The sequence below is a fragment of the Komagataeibacter intermedius TF2 genome, from assembly GCF_000964425.1.
Lineage (GTDB): Bacteria > Pseudomonadota > Alphaproteobacteria > Acetobacterales > Acetobacteraceae > Komagataeibacter > Komagataeibacter intermedius.
Window position 1 is genome coordinate 1 of sequence record NZ_BANF01000008.1, and the last position, 26,254, is coordinate 26,254.

Sequence of the window (26,254 nt, forward strand, 5' to 3'; positions counted from 1 at the left end):
CTCGGCGTTATCAGCCGCAAAATGCCCAACCCGACAGGCTGCTAAAGTTGATAATATATTACCATTATGTTATAAACTTTTTAAATTAAAAGTCCGGAATTTTATTAATTAATCATTAATTAACCCACGCCGCCATGCCTGCCGCATGATCCAGCGGGCCAGCACCCGCACCGTAACAGGGGGCCGAGGCGATCGCCTTGCGCACATAGGCACGTGCCCGCACAACCGCGTCCCGCAGGGCCATACCCTGCCCCAGCCCGGTTGCAATCGCACTGGCCAGCGTGCAGCCGGTACCATGCGTATGGCGGGTATGGATGCGTCGGGTCACGAATTCCTCGGCCTTTCCGCCCCGTTCCAGCAGCACATCCACCAGTTCGTCACCCTGCATATGCCCGCCCTTGAGCAATACGGCACGTGGCCCCATGGCCAGCAGGTCATGCGCGGCGGCAACCATGTTCGCCCGATTCCCGATCTCGCGGCCCAGCAGGGTCTCCGCTTCGGGCAGGTTGGGGGTCAGGATGGAAGCAAGCGGCAGCAGGCGCGCTTTCAGGGTGGACAGCGCACTGTCCTTCAGTAATGTCGCCCCACCTTTCGCCACCATGACCGGATCAAGGACATAGGGCACATCGGCGGATGTCATCAGCACGCCGGCAATCGCCTCGATCACGTCAGGGCTGTCCAGCATGCCACTCTTGAACGCATCCACGCCCAGATCATCAATCACACAACGCATCTGCGCACTGACGAAAGCAGGCGGCACCGGCATGACGTCATGCACGCCCAGCGTGTTCTGTACGGTCAGTGCCGTCACGGCGGTCATGGCGAAGCCCCCCAGCATGGTGACGGTCTTGATATCCGCCTGGATACCTGCCCCGCCCCCGCTATCGCTACCTGCCATGACAAGAATACGTCCGCGCATAAAAATCAGCCCGCCATCTGGATCGCGTTGATAGCTTCGCACATATCCTCAACCACTTCTTTCACAAGCACTTCATCTTCTGCTTCCGCCATGACGCGCACCAAGGGTTCCGTGCCGCTTTCGCGCAGCAGCAGCCGCCCCCGTTCCCCCAACCGCTTTTCTGCGGCCTTGCGGGCTTCATGCACCTGCGGGTCATGCAGCGGGCTCTTGCCCGCGAAACGGACGTTCTGCAGAAGCTGGGGATAGGGTTTGAACATGCGGCAGACCTCGCTGGCGGGGCGACCGGCTTCCACTACTTCCGCCAGGACCTGCAGGGCCGCGACCAGCCCGTCGCCCGTGGTGGCGAAATCGGACAGAACCATGTGCCCGGACTGCTCACCACCGATATTGGCGCCAAGTTCGCGCATCTTTTCCACCACATAGCGGTCTCCCACCGCCGTGCGGACCAGTTCCAGCCCCTGTGTTTCCAGATATCGCTCCAGCCCCATGTTGGACATGACGGTGGCCACGATATACCGGCTGGACAGCCGTCCCTGCCGTGCCCATGACTTGGAAATCAGGGCAAGGATCTGGTCGCCATCGATCAGGCGTCCCTTTTCATCGGAAATCAGCACCCGGTCGGCATCCCCATCAAGGGCGATGCCAATATCCGCCCGGTGCCGCTGCACCGCCGCACACAGGGCTTCGGGCCGGGTGGAGCCGCAGCCTTCATTGATGTTGATGCCATCGGGGTCGCAGCCAATGCGCACGACCTCCGCCCCCAGTTCCCACAATGCCGTGGGGGCAACACGATAGGCCGCGCCATTGGCGCAGTCGATCACGATACGCAGCCCGTCCAGCCGTAGCCCGCGCGGGAAGGAGGACTTGGCGTTTTCCACATACCGCCCCGCCGCGTCATTCAGGCGGGACGCCCGGCCGATCTGGTCCGGGGCAGCCAGCATGTGGGTCAGGTCGGCATTCATCGCCGCCTCGATTCCGGCTTCTGTCTCATCCGACAGCTTGAACCCGTCGGGACCAAACAGCTTGATGCCATTATCCCCGTACGGATTATGCGACGCCGAGATCATGACCCCCAGATCGGCACGCAGCGAACGGGTCAGCATGGCAATGGCCGGTGTCGGCATTGGCCCCACCAGCGTCACATCCATGCCTGCCGACAGAAAGCCCGACACCAGCGCGCATTCGATCATGTAACCTGACAGCCGCGTGTCCTTGCCCAGCAGCACGCTATGGCGGTGGGTCCCCTGAATGAAGCGCAGGCCAGCCGCCTGCCCCAGCTTCTGCGCCACTTCGACCGTCATGGGAAAGCGGTTGGCAGTCCCCCGGATTCCATCAGTGCCGAACAGCTTTCTTGTTTTTACCATTACTGGGGGTCTCCGGATGCATTCAGGTCGTACTCCGACCTACCTTACCTGTCAGTGACGATCCAGCCCCTGACTGACACGCACGGCCTGCATCATGGCCGGAACATTGTGAACGCGCAGCACCGTATCAGCAAAAACCAGCCCCGGCAGGCTGGCGGCAATGGTGGCCGGGTCCCGGCGGCCCGCATCCGGCTGCGCACAGATTTCGCCCAGCATGCGCTTGCGTGATACGCCCAGCACCATCCGACAGCCCAGATTGGCCAGCAGCGGCAGGCGCGCCAGAAGATCGAGGTTCCCCTCCACCGTCTTGGCAAAGCCGATACCGGGATCAACCAGTATGCGCGTCCTGTCGATACCGGCTGCCACCGCCTCCTCCACCCGCTGCGACAGTTCGCGCACCACATCCACCGCAACATCACCATAGGCCGTATGGTTGCGCATGGTGGCGGGCGTCCCGCGCATGTGCATGAGCATGACCGGGCAGCCATGCCGCGCCACCACCTTCCGTGCCGCCGGATCATATGTCAGGGCCGAGACATCATTGATGATGTTCGCACCTGCTTCCAGCGCCCGGTCCATGACCATTGCCTGCCGCGTATCAATGGACAGGTACAGGTCATCAAATGCGCGGCTTTCCCGCACCGCACGGATAACCGGCCCGATACGACGCCATTCTTCGTCCGCCGATACCGGCGGGGCGCCGGGACGGGTGCTTTCGCCACCGATATCAACGATCCGGCATCCGGCTGCATGCATTGCACGTATGGCCTCCAGCGCGGGGGCTGCATGGTAATGCCGCCCTCCATCGCTGAAACTGTCGGGCGTGACATTGATGATTCCCATCACCTGCGGGCCGGTCGGCACGCCGGCATCGGGAAACGGCGCGCTGATGCGGTCCGCAACCTGCGCCCATTGCGCGGGAATGGCGCAGGCAGGCAGGATACGTCCGTCCTCCTCCCCTCCCCATAACCGCGCCAGCGCATAGGCTGACGGCCCGCCCGCCAGCCAGCGGGCCAGACCGGCGGTTACAGCCTGCCGGGCGGCAGGCCCATGCAGCAGGGCAAGGGGTTCAATCAGCCAGTTGTGCGTCATCATCCATCAATGCGGGTATCTTGAGGACAGCCCACGAAACCACCCTGCCAGTTCCACGGGTGTTCATGGTGAAGCTTTTCCAGAATGTTTCAGGCAACGCCGCCTTTTTGAAAAAGGCGGCGCCCAAAAACTTTCATGTGTTCCTTATCAAGGAATTATTTAAAAACAATCCCTTATGGTTCAGATACAAACATGGCGGGATAGCCATGGGCCATCCCGCCATATTCCTGCGTCCGGATCAGATATCCTAGCCTGCCGGTGCGGTACCAACGCCGCCGCCACTTTCCGGTGCGGGCAGCGGGGCAACCGGCGCGGACGGCGCCGAAGGCGGCACGGACGGACGCCGGTTTTCCGGCATCGGGTCGTCAACCACCATGCGCTCGATCTTCTCGCCCCGCAGCACCTGCCGGATTTCCTCACCCGTCAGGGTTTCATATTCCAGCAAGGCCGCGCCCAGACGGTGCAACTGATCAATATGTTCCAACAGCATGCTGCGGGCACGATCATAAGCGGCATCGATCAGCTTGCGGACCTCGTTATCGATCTCGCGCGCGGTTTCCTCGGACACGTTCTTGTTCTGCGTGACACTGTGGCCAAGGAAGACTTCCTGCCCGTTACCGCCATACGCCACCATGCCGAGCTTTTCGCTCATACCCCATTCAGTCACCATGCGGCGGGCCACGTCGGTCGCCATCTTGATGTCACCCGACGCCCCGGTGGATACGTTATCCGGGCCAAAAATGATTTCCTCCGCCGCGCGTCCGCCCATGGCCAGCGTCAGCTTGCCGATGCACCATGACCGGCTTTCGGAATAACGGTCCTTTTCCGGCAGGCTCATCACCATACCCAGCGCACGCCCACGCGGGATGATCGTCGCCTTGTGCACCGGGTCGGAACCCGGCGTAAGAATACCGACAAGGGCATGGCCACCTTCATGGTAGGCGGTCATCTTCTTTTCGTCCTCGGTCATGACAAGGGAGCGACGCTCGGCCCCCATCATCACCTTGTCCTTGGCGTTCTCGAATTCCAGCATGGCAACGGTACGCTTGCCAAGGCGGGCAGCCATCAGCGCCGCTTCATTGACAAGGTTCGCCAGGTCCGCACCCGAAAAACCGGGCGTGCCACGGGCGATGACCTTGGGGTCCACATCGGACGCCAGCGGCACCTTGCGCATATGAACGCGCAGGATCTTTTCACGGCCCGCCACATCGGGGTTGGGCACCACGACCTGACGGTCGAAGCGACCGGGACGCAGCAGGGCAGGGTCAAGCACGTCGGGACGGTTGGTCGCGGCAATCAGGATTACGCCTTCATTGCTGTCAAACCCGTCCATTTCGACCAGCATCTGGTTCAGGGTCTGCTCACGCTCGTCATTCCCACCACCAAGGCCCGCGCCACGATGGCGACCGACCGCGTCGATTTCGTCAATGAAGATGATGCAGGGTGCGGCCTTCTTGCCCTGCTCGAACATGTCACGGACACGCGACGCACCCACACCCACGAACATTTCCACGAAGTCGGAACCGGAAATGGTGAAGAACGGCACGTTCGCCTCACCCGCGATGGCACGCGCCAGCAGCGTCTTACCCGTGCCGGGGGGGCCAACCAGCAGCACGCCCTTGGGGATCTTGCCGCCCAGACGGGTGAACTTCTGCGGGTCGCGCAGGAAGTCCACGATTTCCTGCAGCTCACCCTTGGCTTCATCAATGCCCGCCACGTCATCAAATGTCACGCGGCCCTGCTTTTCGGTCAGCATCCGTGCACGCGACTTGCCAAAGCCCATGGCGCGACCGCCACCGGACTGCATCTGGCGCATGATGAAGATCCATGCCCCCACCATAAGCAGCAGCGGCGCATAGTTGATCAGGTAGCGCAGGAAGGGGTTGGTATCGCTTTCCAGCGGCTTGGCCGCGACCTCCACCCCCTTCTCCGTCAGGCGGGGAATCAGGGTCGGGTCCTGCGGCGCATACGTGTCGAACGAGGTGCCATCCGTCAGTGTGCCGGTAATGTTATGTTCCTGCACCACGACAGACCGGACATGCCCGCTGTTCACGTCCCCGATGAAATCGGAATATGCCAGTTGCTGCGATGCGTGCTGCACGCTTCCGGGCTGGAAAACGTTAAACAGCAGCAGCAACAGGACGATGATGATAACCCACAGGGCCAGGTTGCGGCCGAAATTGTTCATCTTGCCTACTGTTCCATCCGCTGGCCCCTTCGCCACCACCCCACGCGGGCAGACGAACAGACGCCACGTTCACTACGTCCTATCATACATAGGACGATCAAGGGACATTCACACCCCCAATCCACCACCTTTTATGACAATGGATCAGAACGTCCGTCACCGGGGCCATAAAACATGGCCCCGGGTAACACGGGATGGGGTGGCTGGTTCACAAAAACCGCATCGGTCACGCAATCCTGCGTGCGCAGCCCGATATGCGGGACGGCCATGATGCGCCCATCGTGCCATAGCGCGGGCAGCGTACGCAACACGCGCGCGGGCCAGATGGACCGTGGCAGCCCGCCCGGCCACCATGATGCAACCGCGCCAGCCGCCCCCATGGTGCAGCCATGTGGCAGGTGCTGCGCCAGCAACACGAACCGCCGGTCCCACATCCCGCCCACACGCGCGATGACGGGCGGCGAGACCGCCGATTCTTCCCGCGCGATGATCCATTGCCCACCGCGCCACGGGATAATCTGCGCACCTGCCAGGGTCGCGGGCCGGGGCGCATGGACCAGCCGGTCCACCGCGTCGCGCGCCGGGGGATAGTCGCGCCCGGCCACCACCCGGATCATGGCGGACAGCAGCCGCGCGGGCGCCAGCCCGGCAGGCAGCACCACCCATCCCCCACGATGAAACCGGGCGTGGGCTGCAAGCCATTGTGCATCCACCGCATCCCGCGCCATGCGTCCCGCCCCGGCATGACGGGCTTCCAACAGCAGGCGCGTGGCATGGCCCCCATCATGGGCCAGCGCCTGCCGCGCCCGCGCGCGTTCCGTACGCAGGTCATGGTTCGACGGATCTTCCACCCATTCCACGCCTGTGGCGCGGACGGTGGCGTACAGGGCGGACTTGGGAAATGCCAGCAATGGCCGGACAATGCGTATGTCGGCCGTGGGGGTCACGATCGCCATGCCCGCCAGCCCGTCATCGCCACTGTCGGCACGCGCGCGCATCATGACCGTTTCCGCCTGATCCCCCGCATGATGGGCCACCAGCAGATCCAGCGCCCCGATCTGACGGCAGGCAGCAAACAGCGCCTGATACCGCATGTGCCGGGCACGTTCCGCCATGCGGCTTCCACGTTCCAGTCCCGTCAGCACCAGCAACCGGCCGGGAATGTCCAGCGTGGACAGACGGGCCAGGGTCTGTTCGGCTTCAGCCCGGGATTCGGCCCGCAGGCCATGATCCACCACCAGCGCCACCACATCGCGCCGCCACTGCCGCGCAAGGATGGCCAGCGCCATGCTGTCCGCCCCCCCTGATACGGCAACCGCAACCGGCACGCCCCCGCCCGGCCACGGACCAAGGGACGCCATCATGGCGGAAAAACGCGACGAACTGACCGGTTCAGCCAAAGTCACCAGTGCCCGTCCGCCAATCAGTTACATTTAGCGCGTTTACGATAGACCTGTTCGGCGGATTTGATACGGGCGGCAGGTTCGGGAAACTCGCTGGACAGCTTGTCCAGCGCCTGACAGGCCGAGGCCCTGTCATTCAGCGCCACAAGCGTCGCCGCCACGCCCAGCAGGGCGCTGGGCGCGCGCTGCCCGTGCGGCGCGCGGTTATAGGCATCATAATAGGCCAGCGCGGACTGGCGGTACTGTTTCTGCCCCGCCAGCGACTGCGCCAGAAGGTACTGGGCATCAACCTGCCGGGGTGACCTGGGACCGGACAGGACCTGCTGCGCATCCGCCTGCGCCGTGGCGTAATCCTGTTTCAGCAGCGCCTCATTCCCGGCCTTCAGCACATCATCCGGCGTGCGCTTGCTGGCCGCAGGCGCTGCGACCGCGGCAGCGGCTGCAGGCGCGGCCATCGTAGTAGCCGCCCCCGTGCCAGCATGACCATGCTGCATGGCGAAGTTCATGTCCTCCACCTGCTTGCTCAGCGTGGCATTCTGCTGCTGGACCTGATTGGTCAACTGGTCGATCTGGCCACGCATCTGCCGTGTCTGGTCTTCCAGCGCGTTGACGCGGTCCAGCAGCTGCAGGGTCAGGTTGCCGCTGTCATCGGCCCGGGCCAGCCCCATGCACGCCAGCGATACCCCGCCTGCCAGCATGCCCACCCTGCCCCACCAGCGGCACAGGGACGGGACAGAAAGGAAACATGACATCACAGACCGCATGGACCAAACCCTTTGAAACACAAGACATGCCAACCTAAAACAAAACCGGCCGAGCGATAAGCGCCCGGCCGGTTCCATAACTGTCACGCAATCGAAAGCGTGGGCAGAGACTTACTGTACCGCCGTGATGGCGTTACGGTTCTGGGCCCAGGATGCTTCGTCATCGCCAACGGCGGTCGGACGGTCCTTACCATAGGAAATGGTGGTGATGCGCGACGCATCGACACCTTTCGCCACCAGATAGTCGTGTGCAGCATTGGCACGACGCTCACCCAGCGCGATGTTGTATTCTTCCGTGCCGCGATCATCGCAGTTACCGGCAACCTGCACGTGCACCTGCGGGTACTTGGCCAGCCACGCCGCCTGCTTGTCCAGCGTCGCCTTCGCATCGCTCGACAGCGTGTTCTGGTTCAGGGCGAACAGCACGCGGTCACCAGCGGTCGCGACCAGGTCAGCTTCACTGCCCGGGGTGGGGCCGACCTGCTGCGTGGCTGCGCCCGTGTTCACGTTCTTGTTCGCATGATCGGAACAGGCAGCGAGAAAAAGGGCCATGCCGGCCGCACCGAGAAGCTTCAGTTTCATTACTTTTGATCCTGGATCGGTTCCATTACCTGAAACCATTTGTTGAATTTCCGGATTTAAATATAGAACGGTCCCGAGTCTCGTTGCGTCCTGCCAAACAAACTGTCCAACAGAAACCCGCGATCGCTGGAAACCGCCATTACCATAGAGATAAAACCCGGCCACAGTCAATGTTGGACAAACACATACCCGCCATTTGCTAAATGATTAGGTTGCGGAATATTGTCTGCCCAACTCGTTGAAAAACTTACTTGTTTAGCGGCGACCACGTGGGGTCCGACGCGCTACCCGCCGGAAGGGCGCGTTCATGAAAGCCGGTAATATCAATTGTATTGATACCTGTTGCAAATCCGGCACCATTGCTTCCTGCCGAGCTCTGCCGGCAGAACGCCAGCACGCGGCCATTGGGGCAGAAGGTCGGGCTTTCCACAGTAAAGCCCTGTGTCAGTATCCGCTCGCCCGTTCCATCAGGCGCCATGACCCCCAGCGAGAAACTGCCATTGGCAATGCGCGAAAACGCAATCAGGTCGCCACGCGGTGACCACACGGGCGACCCGTAATGCCCATGGCCATAGGAAATCCGCTTTGCGTCCCCGCCCGCGGCACTCATGATATAGAGCTGCGGCGACCCGCCACGGTCGGAGTTGAATACGATCTGCGATCCGTCAGGGCTGTAGGACGGGCTGGTGTCAATCGCGCCGGACGACGTAATCTGCCGCCGCGCCATCGTGGCCAGGTCTACCGTATAGATGTCCGACCCGCTGCCACGCGTAACCGACAGAACGACGGACCGGCCATCAGGCGCAAAACGCGGGGCAAACGAAATACCCGAGAAGTCACCCAGAAGCCGTTGCTGCCCAGTATTAAGGTTGAACAGGTAAACCCGCGGCCTGTAGTTCGCGTACGACATGAATGCCAGTTCACTATTGGCCGGGTTAAAGCGCGGCGTCAGCGTCAGCCACTGCCCGTTGGTCAGGTAACGGCTGTCCGCCCCATCCTGATCCATGATGGCAAGCCGCGTGACCTGCCGCGCACGCGGGCCGGAACGGGCGATATACGCAATGCGGGAATTGAAGTAACCCTGTTCACCCAGCAGGCGGCCATAGATCACATCGGCAATCACATGCGCGATGCGGCGCCAGTCCTGCGACGCGGCGGTATAGGCCGTGCCCTGGATCTGCTTGCCGGTCACGACATCCCACAGGCGGAATTCCACCCGCAGGCTGTTGCCCTGGTCCACGACCTTTCCGGTCATGGCCGCGCGTGCGCCCATGGACTTGTAGCTGCCGAAATCCGGCGTGCCCTGCGGCATGCTGGCGCTGATGGGACGGAACAGCCCGCAATTCCCCAGATCGGCGGAAATGACATCCGTGATCTGCTGCGCGACGCCGCTGCCCAGCGAAGGCAGGACAATGGGAATGGGCGCGGTGCGTGCCTGATCCACCGTAATTTCGGCATCGCCCGCCGCCTGTGCATGGGCAGCACCCGCGGCGAACAGCGGCGTGGCCATAAGGCCGCCGGCCACACCCGCCCCCATGAAGCCACGACGGCCAAAGGCCGCGGCCAGCCGGTCGGCATCATCATCGGGGATCAGTGGCTTTACGCTTGACGTCATTTTCCTCTCCTCGCCTTCGTTCCCTGTATCTCAGGGACGGAATACGAATTTCAGTTGTCTGGTCTGTCCCAGCAGGTTCTGCGGAATGGGCAGTTTGGCACAGGTGGGGCTGAGCACCGCATCACGCGCGCGTTCCGCCAGCGCGCGGTACGACGGGTCCGACGCCATCTGCGCCTGCGTCTGGGGGGCGAATTCCACCAGTCGCGCCGTACCGGTCCCATCGACCGTCACCACCAGATGCGCCACGAACTGGGCATAATTCCGCGCGGCCGTATCTTCCGAATAACAGCGCCTTACGGAATTGCCGATCGCCTTCTGCTGCGTTGCGTTCAGCGCACTGGTGATATCGCCATCCGGCGTCCCGCCGCCATCGGGCGCGCCGCCCTGCTGCGGGTTGGGGCGCGCCTTGGGCGGATGCGTCTGCTTCTGGTCCGCACGGAAGGCATCCAGCGTCGCCAGCAGGGAATGCGTATCGGGCACGTGCTTTTTCGCCTCGTTGGGCTGCGTCGTGCTTGACCGCTCCTGCACCTTGGGCGCAGCCGTCGGATCCGGCTGATCCGACGGGGGAACCGGGGCATGGGCCTGCGCAGGCGCTGCCTTGGGCGGCGTGGGCGGCAGTTTCACCGCATCGGGTGACGGCTGCTGTTCACGCGGCGGCGTTGGCGCATCCGGCACGGGCTTTGGCGCCTGCTGTGGCGGCGGCATGGGTGGCGGCGGTGGTGGTGGCGGGGCCGCTTCCTCGTTCGGTGCCTTTTCCGGCGGGGTGGGCGCAGGGGGCGCTTCCTGCCTGACCGGCGCGGGCGCCGGGGCGGGCCTGGGCGCGGGCCTGTTGCCCTTATGCGGGGTCGACGTGCCGGTATCGGCCGCGAATTCCATCTCGATCGTGGGCGGCGGTGGCGGTTCCTTGGGAACCGGCACCGGCATCCTGAGCAGTACCGCAAGCAGCAGCGCGACATGCAGCCCGCCCGATACAAGGACGGAGCGCCGCATGAGGATACGTTCGGAACGACGCGGTGGCACCACGATCAGACGGCTCCCGATACCTGGTTCAGCTCAGTGACCGCCGGGCGGCTGCTGCGCCAGCAGCGCCACGTGCGTAAAGCCGCCGGCCGTGATCTGCCCCATGATCTGCATCACCCGGCCATAATCGATATGGGAATCCCCACGCACGAAAATGCGGTGTTCGCGGTCATTCTGCGCCGCCGCCTTCAGCTGGTCCACCAGCTGGTCCGGCGAGACGGGATCATCACCCAGGTACAGGTCGCCATTGGACCGGATCGAGACGGTGATCGGCTTGGTATCGGTATTGACCGGGGCCGCGTCCGTCTTGGGCAGATCTACGTTCACGCCGCTTGTCATCATGGGGGCTGTCACCATGAAGATGATGAGCAGCACCAGCATCACGTCAACCAGTGGGGTGACGTTGATTTCCGCCATGGGCCGCCGCTTGCGCCGGCGTCCACGCAGGTCGCTCAGGCTTGCCCCCATGATCAGGCGCCCCTTTCTTCGGACTGCCGCGACAGGATGGCGGCGAATTCGGTACCGAAAGCGTCCAGCCGGTCCTCGAACACGCTCATGCTGTTGCTGATCACGTTATAGGCGATCACCGCCGGAATGGCCGTGACAAGACCGATGGCTGTCGCGAACAGGGCTTCGGAAATACCCGGCGCCACGACAGACAGGTTGGTGTTGTGCATCGCCGCGATCGACCCGAAGGCATGCATGATCCCCCATACCGTGCCGAACAGGCCGATGAACGGTGCGACCGGCCCGATGGTGGCAAGGAAGATGATCCACCGGTTCAGGCGGTCCATTTCCCGTGTAATGGTGATGGCCATGGCGCGGTTGACGCGGTCCTGCACCCCGCCATGCACCAGGTCGATGCCGGTAATGCGCGACGACCGCCGCCATTCACCCATTGCCGCGCCAAAGACCGCCGACATGGGGTGGACCGGCTTCGCCCCATCGGATTCGTAGAGGTCTTCCAGGCTGCCACCGGCCCAGAAGCGTTCCTCAAAATCATTCGCCTGCCGGTTGACCCGGCGGATGGTCGTGAATTTGTCGAAGATGATTGCCCACACAATCACACTGCAGGTTACCAGGCCAATCATTACCAGCTTGACCACAATCGATGCGTGCATGAACAGCGCCCACATCGACAGATCACCCGCTGCAGCGCCCAGATTCGCCGCGTTAACCGCTTGGTCCAAATATACCTCCTGCCCACCTTGACCGTTCGCACAAACACGAAACTTGCCCCTTTAGCAAGTCGCGGCCAACCCGCTTTCCGCACAGCCTTGCATCCCGGTCAACCCATGGCACGAAAAGCACGTGCACACTGCATGCCTTTGCCTGATTCAGGCCACAAGTTCACGTAAAAGATCACGCCATAGCGGCGGAAATCGGGCAGCACGCCCATCTTCCGCACGGATGCAGGCCAGACGGACATCCAGCAACCCGCACGCCGTGCCGCCTTCCCCATCCACACGATGGAAATCCTGAACCAGCCGGCAGCTTGCAGCCCCCAGTTCCGTCAGGCGAGTCGTGATGCGCACGATATCATCCAGCCGCAGCGGCGCGCGGTAATCGATGGCCGCATGCCGTACCACAAAGGCCAGCCCGTAATCGGCCAGCAGGTCGGACGCTGCCTGTCCCTGCGCGCGGATGGCTTCCGTGCGGGCGCGTTCCGCCAGCGCAAGGTAGCGGGCATGGTAGACCACGCCCCCCGCATCCGTGTCCTCGTAATAGATACGGAAGTCGATATTATGTTGTACCATCAATCCCATCCCCCAGCAGGTCACCCTGTCCGGGCGCGCGGGCGGGGGGTTGCAACCCAAGGTGTCGCCAGCCCCGTTCGCCCAGCATGCGCCCACGGCTTGTCCGTAGCACAAGCCCTTCCTGAATCAGGTAAGGCTCGATCACGTCCTCGAGTGTATCACGCGCTTCCGCCAGGGCGGCGGCCAGCGTTTCCACGCCCACCGGTCCGCCATGGTGGTATTCGGCAATCCGGCGCAGGTAGCGGCGGTCCATGCCGTCCAGCCCCATCGAGTCGACTTCCAGCCGCGACAGCGCGGCATCGGCCAGCGCCCGGTCCACCGGGCCGCTGCCCGCGCGCGCCACGGCGGCAAAGTCACGCACCCGGCGCAGAAGCCTGCCCGCGATACGCGGCGTGCCACGGGAGCGGCGGGCGATTTCCTCCGCCCCCTCCGCCGTCAGGTCGAATTCCAGCTTGCGCGCGCCCCGGGTCACGATCTGGCACAGTTCTTCGGGGGTATAGAACACCAGCCGCAGCGGGATACCAAACCGGTCGCGCAGCGGTGTCGCCAGCAGGCCCGCGCGCGTGGTAGCCGCCACAAGCGTGAAGGGCGCCAGGTCGATCCGCACCGAACGCGCGGCAGGCCCTTCGCCAATGATCAGGTCAAGCTGGAAATCCTCCATCGCCGGATACAGCACTTCCTCGATGGAGGGATGCAGGCGGTGGATTTCATCAATGAACAGCACGTCACGCGGCTGCAGGTTGGTCAGGATCGCCGCCAGATCGCCCGCGCGCTGGATCACCGGCCCCGATGTGGCGCGAAAGCCCACACCCAGTTCGCGCGCCACGATCTGCGCCAGCGTGGTCTTGCCCAGTCCCGGCGGCCCGTGCAGCAGCACATGGTCCAGCGCATCCCCGCGCTGCCGGGCCGCGGCAATGAAAATGGCAAGGTTTTCGCGGCTGGCCTTCTGGCCGGTAAAGTCATCAAGCGTCTGGGGCCGCAGCGACCCTTCGTTGCCGTCTTCCTCGCCCCTGCGGGCGTCGATCTCGCGCTCGGGCTGTTCGCTCATCGGGCCAGCTCCTTCAGCGCATCACGGATCACGACATCCAGATCGGCATTGCCCTCGCACCGGTCAATCACCCGCTCCACCACGGGCTGTGCCTCGGCACGGCGGAAGCCAAGGCCGGACAGCGCCAGCACCGCATCGGCCGCGATGCTGCGTGGCGTGGGAACCGCAACCGTAGCCGCCGATACCGCCACCCCTGCGGGCAGGCCCGTGGGCATCCCGTCGCACTTGTCGCGCAGTTCGGTCACGATGCGCTGCGCCAGCCGCGCGCCCACGCCGCCCGCACGGGTCAGCATGGTCCTGTCGCCCGCCGCGATCGCGGCCATGAGGTCCGGCGGCGGCAGGACCGACAGGATGGCCAGCGCCACCTTCGCCCCCACACCCTGCACGGTGGTCAGCAGGCGGAACCATGACCGTTCCGATGCATCGGCAAAGCCATACAGCAGGATGGCGTCTTCCCGCACCACGGTTTCCACCAGCACGCAGGCCAGTTCCGGCGGCTGGGGCAGTGCAGCCAGCGTGCGGCTGGATGCCTGCACCAGATAGCCGACGCCATTGACGTCAATGACGCAGCGATCCGCCTCCACCTGCGCCAGCAGGCCGCGCAGCTGTGCGATCATGCCATCCTCGTCGCATTGGCGATGTGGGCGGCGCTGGCGCGATGATGGGCGTGACAGATGGCGACCGCCAGCGCATCCGCCGCATCCGCGCGCTTCAGCAATGCCGTGGGCAGGATACGGCGGACCATCATGCTGACCTGTTCCTTTGTCGCGGCCCCGGTGCCGACCACGGCACGCTTGACCGTTTTCGCCCCGTATTCGGCCACGGGAATATCCAGCAGCATCGGCACCAGCAGCCCCACCCCGCGGGCATAGCCCAGCTTCAGCGTCGCGGCCCCGTTACGGTTGACATAGGTTTCCTCGACCGCCGCTTCATCCGGGGCAAAGTTCCGCGCCAGTTCCAGCAGCGCGTCATGCAGGTGACGCAGGCGTTCGGGCACGGACAGAGCCGAATCGGTGGCAATCACCCCATCGGCCACGTGGCTCAGCCGGTTGCCCTGCGCCGTCACGACCCCCCAGCCGGTAAACCGCAGGCCGGGGTCGATACCAAGGATGCGGACCACCGGCCGGATCAGGCCGACAGCTTTTCAGCCACGTCGTCCGGCACGTCGAAATTGGCGTACACCGCCTGCACGTCGTCATGGTCTTCCAGCGTGTCGATCAGCTTGAACACGCTGCGTGCCCTGTCTTCATCCAGTTCGACCGTATTGGACGGGCGCCAGTCCAGCTTGGCCGAAGCCGGTTCGCCAAAGCGGGTTTCCAGCGCGTCACGCACGGCGAAGAAGGATTCGACCGGGCAGGTCACTTCATGCATGCCGTCCACCGTCTCGACATTTTCGGCGCCGGCTTCAAGGCCAGCCTCGATCAGGTCGTCCTCACTGGCCGCATCAGCCGGATAGGTGATCACGCCCAGACGGGTGAACATGAAGGAGACCGAGTTCGTCTCCCCCAGCGAACCGCCATGCTTGGAAAACGCAGCCCGGACATCGGACGCCGTGCGGTTGCGGTTATCGGTCAGCCCTTCCACGATCACGGCGACACCGGCGGGGCCGTAGCCTTCGTACCGGACTTCCGTATAGTCATCGCCACCACCGGCACCGGACGCCTTCTTGATCGCGCGTTCAACCGTGTCCTTGGGCATGTTGACTTCACGCGCGGCGGAAATGGCGGCACGCAGGCGCGGGTTCATGGCCGGGTCGGGCATGCCCTCACGCGTGGCCACGGTGATTTCACGGATGACCTTGGCAAACTGCTTGGCCCGCTTGGCGTCCTGCGCGCCCTTGCGGTGCATGATATTCTTGAATTGGGAATGACCCGCCATCGTTCGTCCCTGATCCTGTTTCGTCTATCGTTCTTGTCTGTCCGCCCCGGGGACGGCTGGTCAGACCAGCCGCCCGTGGCAGTGCTTGTATTTCCTGCCCGACCCGCAGGGGCACGGCGCATTGCGCGAAACCTCGCCCCAGCTGGACGGGTCATCGGGCATGACCGCCGCCCCGCCAATGGGCGTGGCCATGGACGGGTCCGGCTGGCGGCCCGTTGCGTCGGGCATCAGGCCGGGGCCCGGCTCGTTCTCCAGCCCCGGCACTTCGGGGTCGGAGTGGATTTCGGCAACACCGGCAAACGGATTGTCAATCGGCGGGGGCGCCATTTCCACCCGCGCCATGGTGGAGGTCACGCGCACCCGCAGCAGGTCCAGCATGGCGTGGAACAGTTCGAACGCTTCATGCTTGAACTCATTCAGCGGGTCCTTCTGGCCATACGCGCGCAGGCCGATGCCCTGGCGCAGCTGGTCCAGGGCCAGCAGGTGCTCCTTCCACACCGCGTCGAACGTGGTCAGCAGAACCTGCTTTTCAACATACCGCATGACCGAGGGGCCGAAATTGGCGGCCCGGCTGGCCTGCGACTGGGCGGCGGCCTGCTCGATCCGTTCGGTCACGACGCCGGCGTCCACGCCGTCTTCCTTCGCCCAGTCCGCAATCGGCAGGGTCAGGTTCAGCGTGGCCTGCACGCCCTGCGCCAGTTCGTCCTTCAGCCACTGTTCGGGGAAGGATTTTTCAGGGATGCAGCGGGCCACCATGTCGTGGATCACGTCTTCACGCATTTCGGTGATGATGGGGGAGACATCTTCCGCCCCCATGTATTCCCGGCGCTGGGCATAGACTTCCTTGCGCTGGTCATTCATCACGTCATCGTATTTGAGCGTGTTCTTGCGCATGTCGAAGTTGCGGGCCTCGACCTTCTTCTGCGCGCGCTCAAGGGCCTTGTTGATCCAGGGATGGACGATGGCCTCCCCTTCCTTCAGGCCCAGCTTCTGCAGCATGTTGCCCATGCGATCGGTGCCGAAAATGCGCATGAGGTCATCTTCAAGCGAGATGAAGAAGCGCGAATTGCCCGGATCACCCTGACGGCCCGCACGGCCACGCAGCTGGTTGTCGATACGGCGGCTTTCATGCCGTTCGGTGCCGATGACATACAGGCCACCCGCCTTGCGCACGATATCGTGATCACGCGCCACCGTCTCGCGCAGTTCCTGCTCGCGCCGGGCGCGTTCCTCGGTATCCTCGATACCGGCAAGGCGCTGGTGGATCAGCATGTCCACATTGCCGCCCAGCTTGATGTCGGTGCCGCGCCCGGCCATGTTGGTCGCGATCGTGATCGCCCCCGGCGCACCTGCCTGCGCCACGATCTCGGCCTCAAGTTCATGGAAGCGGGCGTTAAGGACGTTATGCTTGATGCCGTGCTGGCGCAGCAGGGATGAAAGGTATTCGCTCTTCTCGATGGAGGTCGTGCCCACCAGCACCGGCTGGCCGGATGTCCTGCTGATCTCCTGTATCAGACTGGCGACCGCTTCGTATTTCTCCCGCGCGGTCAGATAGACCTCGTCATCATCGTCCTTGCGCGCGACGGGCAGGTTGGTCGGGATCTCGATCACGTCGAGCTTGTAAATATCCGCGAACTCGTCCGCTTCCGTCATGGCCGTGCCGGTCATGCCCGACAGGCGGGGATACATGCGGAAGTAGTTCTGGAACGTGATCGAGGCCAGGGTCTGGTTTTCCTGCTGGACCTCGACATGTTCCTTGGCTTCCAGCGCCTGGTGCAGGCCATCCGAATACCGGCGGCCTTCCATCATGCGGCCGGTGAACTCGTCAATGATGATCACCTTGCCCCCGCGCACGATGTAATCGACATCGCGGGTAAACAGCGTATGCGCGCGCAGCGACTGCTGGACATGGTGGATCACCGCCACGTTGTGGCTGTCATACAGGCCGCCTTCATGCAGCACGCCCGCCGTGCGCAGCAGGTCCTCCACCTGTTCCGCGCCCTTTTCCGTCAAGATGACGGAGCGGAATTTCTCATCCTTCTCATATGTTTCCGGATCGGCCACCAGGGCAACCATCACTTCGTCCACGGCACGGTACAGGTCGGAACTGTCCTCGGCCGGACCGGAGATGATGAGCGGGGTGCGCGCCTCATCGATCAGGATCGAGTCGACCTCATCGACGATGGCATGATGGAAGGGCCGCTGGACCATGTCCTCCACGCGGTACTTCATGTTGTCGCGCAGGTAGTCAAAGCCGAATTCGTTGTTGGTGCCGTAGGTTATGTCGGCGCGGTAGGCGGCGCGGCGCTCATCCTCGGGCATGTTGGGCACGACCACGCCCACGCTCAGGCCAAGGAAGTTGTACAGCGCGCCCATCTGGTCGGCATCGCGGCTGGCGAGGTAGTCGTTGACGGTCACGACATGCACGCCCTTGCCCGCAAGCGCGCTGAGATAGACGGCAAGCGTCGCGACAAGGGTCTTGCCCTCACCCGTTCGCATTTCCGCAATCTTGCCATCATGAAGGACCATGCCACCAATCAGCTGTACGTCGAAATGCCGCATGCCCAGCACGCGCTTCGATGCCTCGCGGCAGACGGCAAAGGCTTCGGGCAGCAGGGCATCCAGCGTTTCGCCCCTGGCGAGGCGTTCACGGAACTCGGTCGTCTTGGCGGCAAGGGCTGCATCGTCCAGCGCCTGAACCTGGGGTTCCAGCGCATTGATCGCGGGCACACGCCGCTGGTACGATTTCAGCGCCCGGTCATTGGCGGTTCCGAACAGGGCGCGGGCAATACTGGCGAACATGAAGACCTTCCCGGAATGACAGTCCCGCACGCCCGCAGCGGACCGGCGGGGGCGGGGGCAGGCTTGGCGGATAAAATTCTCGCGCGGAAACATGAGATAGGACCCACGCCGCCACTGGTCAACCGATGGACCGCAGCGCCATGGCGGAAACGGGGGAAAACGGCCATATCGCATCCGGCCCTTGCAGGTCGGGCCGCCCTTCGCCATGATGCCTGCCGAACGCGTTCATAACTAGGGTTTTTTGCACATGCGGACTATCAGTCCGGCAAAGGCTGTCGCAACGATGGCCCTGCTTGCTTCTTCTTTCATTGTCCCTCCTGCATTCGCGGCATCGCCCGCGCCGGCGGCGGCCAAGCCCGCGGCGCCGGCCACGGCGGACCAGAATCCGCTCCTCGCCAGCGTGAACGGGCAGGACATCCGCCTCAATGACGTGCGGCAGGCCATGGCCACGATGCCCGAGCAGCTGCGCAAGCTGCCCGACAACATCATCGTGCCGATCCTGCTCAACCAGCTGGTGGACCAGCGCGCCATCCAGGTCGCGGCCGCCAAGGCCGGGCTGGACAAGCAGCCCGACGTCCAGCAGCAGATGCAGCAGGCCGCGCAGAATGCGCTGCAGAATGCCTATCTGTCCGCACAGGTCGCCCCGACGCTGACCGATGATGCGGTCAAGGCGTATTACGACAAGAACTACGCCAACAAGCCGGGTGCGGAAGAAATCCACGCCCGCCACATCCTGGTGCAGACCGAGGCCGAGGCCAACGACGTCATCAAGCAGCTCAAGGGCGGGGCCGATTTTGGCCAGCTGGCCACGAAGCTGTCCAAGGACCCCGGATCGGCCAAGCAGAACGGCGGTGATCTGGGCTGGTTCAAGAAGGGCGACATGCTGCCGACCTTCTGGGATGCGGCATCGGCCATGCAGCCCAATACCTTCAGCCAGACCCCGGTCCATACCCAGTATGGCTGGCATGTGATCCAGGTTCTGGGCAAGCGTACCGCGCCGACGCCAACGCTGGACGCAACCCGCGACCAGATCCGCCAGAAGCTGATCCAGGAAGGCGTGCAGAAGGCCGTGAGCAACGCCCTGTCGCAGGTCAAGGTCGTGCGCTACGGCCCCGACGGCAAGCCGCTGCCCGAACAGCCCGCGGCCCACTGACCCCGGATGTGGCGCGGGCGGACGCGTAACCGCGTTCCCGCCCGCGCCACCTGCCTTATCCATTCCCCTGTTTCCCGCTGTCATCCCAGGATCCTGACCGACCATGGCCAATGCCCTGCCCGTCTCCCCCCTTGCCCGGCCACTGCCTGAACTTCCGCCCGTGGCGGGGGTGCGTTTTGGCGCAACAGCGGCGGGCATCCGCTACACGGGACGCACCGACCTGGTGATGGCGGAATTCGTGCCGGGCACGACCGTCGCGGGCGTGTATACCCGCAGCAAGTGCCCCGGCGCGCCGGTGGACTGGTGCCGCGCCGCCATGGCCGATGGCCGTGCGCGCGCGCTGGTGGTCAATGCCGGGAACGCCAACGTCTTTACCGGTCGCGCGGGGTTTGAGGCGACACAGGCCAACGCCGCCGATGCGGCGCGCCTGGTCAACTGTGCCGCGAGCGAGGTTTTCCTCGCCTCCACCGGCGTAATCGGTGAAATCCTGCCCTACCAGAAGATTTCGGCGGCACTGCCCGGCCTGTACGCCACCCTGTCGGATAACGGCTGGGCGGACGCCGCGCGCGGCATCATGACTACCGACACCTTCCCCAAGGCAGCGACCCGCACGGCGCGCATCGGGGACACCACGGTACGCATTCAGGGCATCGTCAAGGGCAGCGGCATGGTGGCGCCCGACATGGCCACCCTGCTGTCCTTCATCGCAACCGATGCGAAGCTGCCCGCAGGTGTGATCCAGTCCCTGCTGTCCGATGGCGTCAAGCACAGCTTCAACTGCATTACGGTGGATTCGGACACCTCCACCTCCGACATGATCCTGCTGTTCGCCACGGGACAGGCAGGCAATGTGGAGATCGGGGATGCGCAGTCCCCGCATCTGGCGGACTTCCGCACGGCGCTCGATTCCCTGCTGCTGGAACTCGCGCTGCTGGTGATCCGCGATGGCGAGGGCGTCACGAAGATGATGCACATCGTCGTCACGGGCGCGGTGTCCGATGACTCGGCCCACCGCGTCGCCATGGCGGTCGCCAATTCCCCACTGGTCAAGACTGCCGTGTCAGGTGAAGACGCCAACTGGGGCCGCGTCGTCATGGCGGTCGGCAAATGTGGCGAACCCGCCAACCGCGATACGCTGTCGGTCGGCATTGGCGGGACATGGATCGCCCGGAACGGCACCGTCGTGCACGATTATGATGAAACGCCCGTGGTCGCACACATGCGCGGACAGGAAATCGAGATCACGGTCGACCTGGGTCTGGGCAACGGCACGGCGCAGGCATGGGGCTGTGACCTGACGCACGGCTATATCAACATCAACGGGTCCTATCGCAGCTAAGGCGCCTGCCGGGCGCCTGATTGCGGGCGTCCGTTTTTTTCCTGTTCCGTTGCGCACGCAGCAATGGCATTGCTGTGGTGGTATACCCATCACGTCTGCCAGACAGGAACAGCCTGCATGACAAACCCGTTTTTCCGCCCTGCTTCCACCCCTCAGGATGTCTGGACCTATGGAGGGTTCTGGATCCGGGTCGTGGCCCATGTGATCGATTCCATCGTGCTGTGGGCGCTTCTGGGGCTGCTGGGCATGCTGCTGGTGCCGCCCAGCCTCTCGATCTCCATATTCGACCCGCAATCAACCGGGGGCAGCGGGGGCGATTACCGGATTTCCTATATCCAGCCAGCAGACTACACCATCGTTTCCAGCATGCCCCACCTGCACTGGAACGGTAACGGGCTGTTTGAACTGATCACCCTGCTGCTGCCTGCCGCGTACTACATCGTGTTCGAGGCGTCGTCCCTGCAGGCCACGCCGGGCAAGATCCTGTGCCGCATGCGCGTGACCGACCTGTATGGCAACCGCATCACGGCGCTGCGGGCAGCGGGGCGGTATTTTGGCAAATACCTGTCGGCGCTGATCTGCGGGGTGGGCTTCCTCATGGTCATGTGGACGCAGCGCAAGCAGGGGTTGCACGACATCCTGGCGGGCACATGCGTGATCCGGCGCGAAGCGCGCGCGCCCGCGCCGCTGCCGCCGCAATGGGGCGGCTGACACAAAAAAACATGACAAAAATGCAACCTTGTCTCCTCTGCCCGCCTTCTATTCTGATATTGAATGTTTTTCCCGCAGCATGACGGTCCGCCCCGCGCAGGAATGCGCGCGGGCGTTTTGGTGTTACGGCGAGGGACCCGGGCAACGCTGCGCAGGGGTCCCGGATTTCCAAGGAGGTGAACAATCGGCATGTCGGCCCATTACGCGACAACGGTCCATCCCGCCCCTGCCCGGTCCAGACGGGGCGGCATCCTGACATTGCTGGCGGCCTTCATGCTGGCACTGCTGCCCATGGCCATGCAGGCCCGCGCGGCAGACACCACCGCCCCGGCCGCGCAGGGAATAACCAGCCAGCAGGCGCAGCAGGTCCTGTCGGTCATGAACGACCCGCAGAAGCGCGAGGAGTTCACCCGCACCCTTGATGCCATAGCCAAGGGACTGCCCGCGCCCAGGCCGGCTGCCGCCGCACCTGCCCCGGCCCCCGCGAAAAAAGCCGCCGCGCCCGCCGATGTGTCGCTTGAACCCGACAGCATCAGCAGCGAAACCATGAACGAACTGACCCACATACGCGACGTCGCGTTGCAGCAGGGCCAGAACTTCATGGCGCTGTTCAAGGACCTGGCCTTTGTGGGCCGGTGGGTCCATTCCATCCTGTCCAATGCGGATTCACGCCGGATCCTGCTGGATGCGATGGGACGTGCCAGCATCATCTTCATCCTGGCCCTTGTCGCCGAACGTGCGCTGTCCATCGCCATGCGCAAGCCGCTGGCGGGTGTCACCGCGCGCGCGGTCGCGACCGAACAGCGCCTGAACCAGCGCCTGACGCGTGAAGACCAGGCGGATAACAGCCAGCCTGCCCCGCCACCTGCATCCTCCGCCGATGCCAAGGCCGAACAGCAGACCGAACAGACCCGGCAGCAGGATGACCGCCAGCAGCATGAAACGCTGCGCATCATCACGCGCATCCCCTATTCGCTGCTGCACCTGCTGATCAAGCTGATGCCGGTCGCCCTGTTCTGCGGGCTGGGTTATGGCGCGTCCGCCCTGTTCACCTCCACCCATCAGGCCGCGATGGTCACCATCACGCTGACGAACGCCTATGTCATCGCGCGCGTGATCTACCTGCTGCTGGAAACGGTATTCGTTCCCCATTCGCCCACCATCCGCCTGTGCAGCGCATCGGACGCAACGGCGCGCATGGTCACGCGGTGGTGGAACTTCCTTGTCGCGGCACCGTCCATCGTGGTCTGCCTGTCCACACTGGGCGGCGTGTTCGACATGCCCGCACGCGGCACGGAGGCCATCATCCGCGCCGTGGTGCTGATCGAACATATCCTGATCGCAATCTTCATCTGGCGCATCCGCCACCATGTGGGCGCGGCCCTGCAGCCATCGGGCCGCCTGCGCGAAAAGCCGTTCTGGATGTTCGTGGGCAAGATGGTCCGCTTCTGGTGGATACCGGCCATGTTCTTCGACTTCGCGCTGTGGCTGGTATGGGCGACCCAGATCCGTGGTGGCTATGCATGGATCCTGCGCACGCTGTCGCTGACAATCGTGGTCATCCTTGGCGCGCGGCTGCTGTCGGTGCTGGCCTTCAGCCTGCAGAACAAGATCTTCCATGTGCCTGAAGCCACCGAAAAGCGGTACCCCGGCCTGCAGGCCCGCGTGGACTACTACTATCCCATGGCCCGGCGCACGCTGTCGGTGCTGCTGACATTCGTGACCGTCGTGCTGCTGCTGCAGTCGTGGGGCCTGCCCGCCATCCGCTTCTTCCTGCATGGTTCGCTGGGTCCGAAGATCGTGGGCGCCATGCTGACGATCATGGTCGCCTACACCATCGCCATCGTGGTGTGGGAAGTGGCCAACGCCACATTGCAGAACCAGATCACCCGGTTCGAGACATCGGACCAGGCATCCCGCGCCACACGGCTGCGCACGGTGCTGCCGATCATCCGCACGGTGCTGCTGACTTTCATCATCATCATCGTGACCGTGACCACGCTGTCGCAGATCGGCATCAACGTCGCTCCGCTGCTGACCGGTGCGGGCATCATGGGCGCCGCCATCGCCTTCGGTTCGCAGAGTCTGGTCAAGGACTTCATCACCGGCTTCTTCATGCTGGTGGAAAATGCGATGCAGGTGGGCGACTGGGTCACGGCGGGCAGCGTCGCGGGCACGGTGGAACACCTGTCGATCCGCACCCTGCGGCTGCGCGCGGTCAATGGGGACCTGCATATCATCCCGTTCTCCTCCGTAACGTCGATTGCCAATACCTCGCGCGATTACAACCTTGTGGTGGTCAGCTTCATGCTGGACCTGTCGGAAGATCCGCATCGCGTCGCTGCGATCCTGAAGGACGAACTGGGCCTGCTGCGCAAGGATCCCGTCTATGGTCCGCTGATCAAGTCCGACTTCTCGTTCCTGGGCGTTGAGCAGGCGGATGGGAACGGGGCCAAGTTCCTTGGTTCCATCCGCACGGCTGCGGGGGCCAAATGGAAGGTCTATCGCGAATACTATGCCCGCCTGGGCGCGCGCATGGTGAAGGAAAAGGTTGCCTTCCCGATCCCGACCTCGGTGAACATGCTGGCCAATGCGCCCAGCGGCGCCCTGCGCATGAACATGGAGGAAAATCCCGCAGCCATCCTCGCCGCGCACAACGCGCAGCCTGAGGCACCCAGGCCCGTCGCCCCCGGGGCGGATGGCGGGGACGGCAAGGACGCCACCGGCCCCAAGGGGAATGACCCCTCCCATGGCTGATGGAACGCCCATGCTGCTGGCGGGGCTGGAATCCCCGCTGCGCACGGATGGCTACGCCTTCGTGCCGGCGGGGGACATGCGTCCCCTGCTGGAACAGTACGGCCTGCGTGACTGGGCCAGCTTCGCCAGCAGCTGGAACCGGCTGGGACTGGACCGCTACATGGCGGATGGCGGCCGGTACCGCCGCCGCCGCCATGCCACCTTCGCCATCAGCGCCGATGGCATCCAGCGCAAGAAACACCAGCCCCATTACCAGAGCCGCGATTATAACGAACTGAATGGCGGCATCGAACGCTGGTTCCGCTCGGTGGAACCGGAAATGGGGACGCATCCGGCGCTGGTCGCCATCCTGCGGCTCATGCACCGGATCGTGACCGACCTGACCGATCCGGCCGTCATGCCCGATACATGGCATACCGAAATCCATCAGTTCCGCATCGAGGCGCAGGGGGATAATCCCGGCCAGCCGACACCCGAAGGGCTGCACCGTGATGGCGTGGACTGGGTCATGGTCGTGATGATCCGGCGCGAGAACGTCATGTCAGGCGAAACCGCCATCCATGACCTCCAGCGTAACCTGGTGGGCAGCTTCATGCTGGACCAGCCGCTGGATACGGCGGTGGTCAATGACAACCGCGTCTATCACGGGGTCACCGCGGTGCGTCCCCTTGATCCCACGCGACCGGCCTATCGTGACGTACTGGTCGTGACATTCCGCCATCAATGACGCCGGTGCAGGCGGGGGCGTGGCGACACTTCTGCCGGCTTGCGCTGGCGGTCATGCTGGCAGTGGGGGGCGGGCTCTACCTGTTCATCGTAACGGTTGACCCATGGGACGTGCTGCCCCTTTCCCCCCGCCTGCCCCGCATACCCGTTACCTCCAACGCCCGTTACACCATGCCCGCGCTGGCGCGTAACCCGCGGTTTGATTCCGTCATGCTGGGCACATCCACCAGCCGGCTGATCCAGCCCGCCGTGATGGACCGCGCCCTGGGCACGCATTTCCTGAACATGGCCATGAACAGCGCCAGCCCGTGGGAACAGGCGCGCGAACTCGATACCTTCCTGCGCGCCCATCCCGCCCCGCGCATTGTCATGATCGGCGTGGACGCCGCCTGGTGCCATGAACGCCCCGGCAGCCTGACATCCCCCAACCGCCCGTGGCCGGAATGGATGTACGGCCACCCCGCATGGACCGGCTACCTGCACATGGCCAGCCTGTATGCCCTGCAGGAAGCCGCCAACCAGTTCCTGTGGCTGACCGGCCAGAAGACACAGCGTTTCGGCATGGATGGCTATACCAGTTTCGTGCCGCCCGATGACCGGTACGACCAGTTGCGGGGACGGGTGCAGGCCGCGTTCGACCACTGGGCGCCACCAGATAACAGCCCCGCCCCGCCCGGCATGGCCGACACGCCACCGGCCACAATGGCGCTGCTGGATTCAATGGTCGGGCGCATGCCTGCCTCCACCATCCGCATCCTGTGGTTTCCGCCCGCATCGGCATTCCTGCACGGGACGGCGGGAGGCATTGCCGCAGCCCGGCTGCAGGCATGCAGGCTGGGGGTGGAACGGATTGCCGCCCACCAGCCCAACGTGATCGCCCTTGATTTCAACCATGACAGCGCATTGACGGAAAACCGCGATAATTTCTGGGATCCCCTGCATTACCGCATGACCACGGCCCTGCGCCTGATGGCGGACATGCGTGCTGTCATACAGGGGAAACCGCCTGCGGACCCGGTACTGGACGTCCTGCATGACCCACCCGGCCTGCCCCGCATGGACCGGTAACGGGGCAAAGCCATGCGCTGCCATCGCGGAGCCTCCACACCGGCGGGGCTTGTGCCGGGCGGGTCATC

The 26,254-nt window shown here is 64.0% G+C and carries 23 protein-coding genes; 6 read left to right on the forward strand and 17 right to left on the reverse strand.

From position 1 onward, the window contains the following. Nucleotides 1–115: 115 nt before the first annotated feature. From thiD to secA, 17 genes are all read right to left on the reverse strand, one after another. Nucleotides 116–919: a bifunctional hydroxymethylpyrimidine kinase/phosphomethylpyrimidine kinase gene (gene thiD / locus B7449_RS01070; RefSeq protein ID WP_039736335.1), complete on the reverse strand. Its 804-nt coding sequence runs from the start codon at nt 917–919 to the stop codon at nt 116–118. A 5-nt stretch (nt 920–924) separates the two neighbouring features. Next, nucleotides 925–2,283 carry a phosphoglucosamine mutase gene (gene glmM, locus B7449_RS01075; RefSeq protein WP_039736336.1) on the reverse strand — a complete coding sequence of 453 codons (1,359 nt, stop codon included), beginning with the start codon at nt 2,281–2,283 and terminating at the stop codon, nt 925–927. A gap of 51 nt (nt 2,284–2,334) precedes the next feature. Further along, nucleotides 2,335–3,378, reverse strand: a complete 1,044-nt coding sequence (gene folP, locus B7449_RS01080; protein ID WP_082084712.1) for a dihydropteroate synthase — start codon at nt 3,376–3,378, stop codon at nt 2,335–2,337. A 244-nt stretch (nt 3,379–3,622) separates the two neighbouring features. After that, entirely contained in the window at nt 3,623–5,563 is a 1,941-nt protein-coding gene (gene ftsH, locus B7449_RS01090) for an ATP-dependent zinc metalloprotease FtsH (protein WP_039736338.1), read from the reverse strand. Between the two features lie 131 nt (nt 5,564–5,694). After that, complete coding sequence (gene tilS, locus B7449_RS01095; protein ID WP_141654877.1) at nt 5,695–6,969, reverse strand: tRNA lysidine(34) synthetase TilS; 1,275 nt, start codon at nt 6,967–6,969, stop codon at nt 5,695–5,697. A 17-nt stretch (nt 6,970–6,986) separates the two neighbouring features. Then, nucleotides 6,987–7,730 (reverse strand): tol-pal system YbgF family protein, encoded by a 744-nt coding sequence (locus B7449_RS01100; protein WP_039736340.1) that lies wholly within the window; start codon nt 7,728–7,730, stop codon nt 6,987–6,989. A 111-nt stretch (nt 7,731–7,841) separates the two neighbouring features. Beyond that, nucleotides 7,842–8,312 (reverse strand): peptidoglycan-associated lipoprotein Pal, encoded by a 471-nt coding sequence (pal, locus tag B7449_RS01105; RefSeq protein ID WP_039736341.1) that lies wholly within the window; start codon nt 8,310–8,312, stop codon nt 7,842–7,844. A 247-nt stretch (nt 8,313–8,559) separates the two neighbouring features. Further along, on the reverse strand, nt 8,560–9,927 hold the full coding sequence (gene tolB, locus B7449_RS01110; protein WP_039736342.1) for a Tol-Pal system beta propeller repeat protein TolB: 1,368 nt from the start codon (nt 9,925–9,927) through the stop codon (nt 8,560–8,562). A 30-nt stretch (nt 9,928–9,957) separates the two neighbouring features. Continuing rightward, nucleotides 9,958–10,950 carry a hypothetical protein gene (locus B7449_RS01115; RefSeq protein ID WP_039736343.1) on the reverse strand — a complete coding sequence of 331 codons (993 nt, stop codon included), beginning with the start codon at nt 10,948–10,950 and terminating at the stop codon, nt 9,958–9,960. A 30-nt stretch (nt 10,951–10,980) separates the two neighbouring features. Further along, complete coding sequence (gene tolR / locus B7449_RS01120) at nt 10,981–11,415, reverse strand: protein TolR (protein WP_010515144.1); 435 nt, start codon at nt 11,413–11,415, stop codon at nt 10,981–10,983. A gap of 2 nt (nt 11,416–11,417) precedes the next feature. Further along, on the reverse strand, nt 11,418–12,083 hold the full coding sequence (gene tolQ / locus B7449_RS01125; RefSeq protein ID WP_082084716.1) for a protein TolQ: 666 nt from the start codon (nt 12,081–12,083) through the stop codon (nt 11,418–11,420). A 201-nt stretch (nt 12,084–12,284) separates the two neighbouring features. Further along, entirely contained in the window at nt 12,285–12,704 is a 420-nt protein-coding gene (locus tag B7449_RS01130) for a YbgC/FadM family acyl-CoA thioesterase (RefSeq protein ID WP_039736345.1), read from the reverse strand. After that, nucleotides 12,691–13,752 carry a Holliday junction branch migration DNA helicase RuvB gene (ruvB, locus tag B7449_RS01135; protein ID WP_039736346.1) on the reverse strand — a complete coding sequence of 354 codons (1,062 nt, stop codon included), beginning with the start codon at nt 13,750–13,752 and terminating at the stop codon, nt 12,691–12,693. The genes B7449_RS01130 and ruvB overlap by 14 nt, the downstream gene beginning before the upstream one ends. Continuing rightward, nucleotides 13,749–14,369 carry a Holliday junction branch migration protein RuvA gene (ruvA, locus tag B7449_RS01140; RefSeq protein WP_039736347.1) on the reverse strand — a complete coding sequence of 207 codons (621 nt, stop codon included), beginning with the start codon at nt 14,367–14,369 and terminating at the stop codon, nt 13,749–13,751. Before ruvA ends, ruvB begins: the two co-directional genes overlap by 4 nt. Next, entirely contained in the window at nt 14,366–14,872 is a 507-nt protein-coding gene (gene ruvC, locus B7449_RS01145) for a crossover junction endodeoxyribonuclease RuvC (RefSeq protein WP_039736348.1), read from the reverse strand. The genes ruvA and ruvC overlap by 4 nt, the downstream gene beginning before the upstream one ends. An 8-nt stretch (nt 14,873–14,880) precedes the next feature. Continuing rightward, nucleotides 14,881–15,630 (reverse strand): YebC/PmpR family DNA-binding transcriptional regulator, encoded by a 750-nt coding sequence (locus B7449_RS01150; protein WP_039736349.1) that lies wholly within the window; start codon nt 15,628–15,630, stop codon nt 14,881–14,883. 60 nt (nt 15,631–15,690) lie between these two features. Then, the gene (gene secA, locus B7449_RS01155; RefSeq protein ID WP_039736350.1) at nt 15,691–18,432 is read right to left on the reverse strand and encodes a preprotein translocase subunit SecA; all 2,742 of its coding nucleotides are present in this window, start codon (nt 18,430–18,432) and stop codon (nt 15,691–15,693) included. Nucleotides 18,433–18,679: 247 nt separating this feature from the next. On the opposite strand from secA, the gene B7449_RS01160 reads away from it, so the two are divergent. The 6 genes from B7449_RS01160 to B7449_RS01185 all read left to right on the forward strand — a co-directional run bounded on the left by B7449_RS01160 (nt 18,680) and on the right by B7449_RS01185 (nt 26,186). Beyond that, nucleotides 18,680–19,585, forward strand: a complete 906-nt coding sequence (locus B7449_RS01160) for a peptidylprolyl isomerase (protein WP_039736351.1) — start codon at nt 18,680–18,682, stop codon at nt 19,583–19,585. A 103-nt stretch (nt 19,586–19,688) separates the two neighbouring features. Beyond that, nucleotides 19,689–20,924: a bifunctional glutamate N-acetyltransferase/amino-acid acetyltransferase ArgJ gene (gene argJ, locus B7449_RS01165; RefSeq protein WP_039736352.1), complete on the forward strand. Its 1,236-nt coding sequence runs from the start codon at nt 19,689–19,691 to the stop codon at nt 20,922–20,924. 117 nt (nt 20,925–21,041) lie between these two features. Next, on the forward strand, nt 21,042–21,635 hold the full coding sequence (locus B7449_RS01170; protein ID WP_039736353.1) for an RDD family protein: 594 nt from the start codon (nt 21,042–21,044) through the stop codon (nt 21,633–21,635). Between the two features lie 189 nt (nt 21,636–21,824). Then, on the forward strand, nt 21,825–24,392 hold the full coding sequence (locus tag B7449_RS01175; protein ID WP_235721331.1) for a mechanosensitive ion channel family protein: 2,568 nt from the start codon (nt 21,825–21,827) through the stop codon (nt 24,390–24,392). Next, nucleotides 24,385–25,119 carry a 2OG-Fe dioxygenase family protein gene (locus B7449_RS01180; RefSeq protein ID WP_082084714.1) on the forward strand — a complete coding sequence of 245 codons (735 nt, stop codon included), beginning with the start codon at nt 24,385–24,387 and terminating at the stop codon, nt 25,117–25,119. The genes B7449_RS01175 and B7449_RS01180 overlap by 8 nt, the downstream gene beginning before the upstream one ends. Continuing rightward, nucleotides 25,116–26,186: a hypothetical protein gene (locus tag B7449_RS01185; protein WP_039736355.1), complete on the forward strand. Its 1,071-nt coding sequence runs from the start codon at nt 25,116–25,118 to the stop codon at nt 26,184–26,186. Before B7449_RS01180 ends, B7449_RS01185 begins: the two co-directional genes overlap by 4 nt. Nucleotides 26,187–26,254 lie beyond the last annotated feature (68 nt).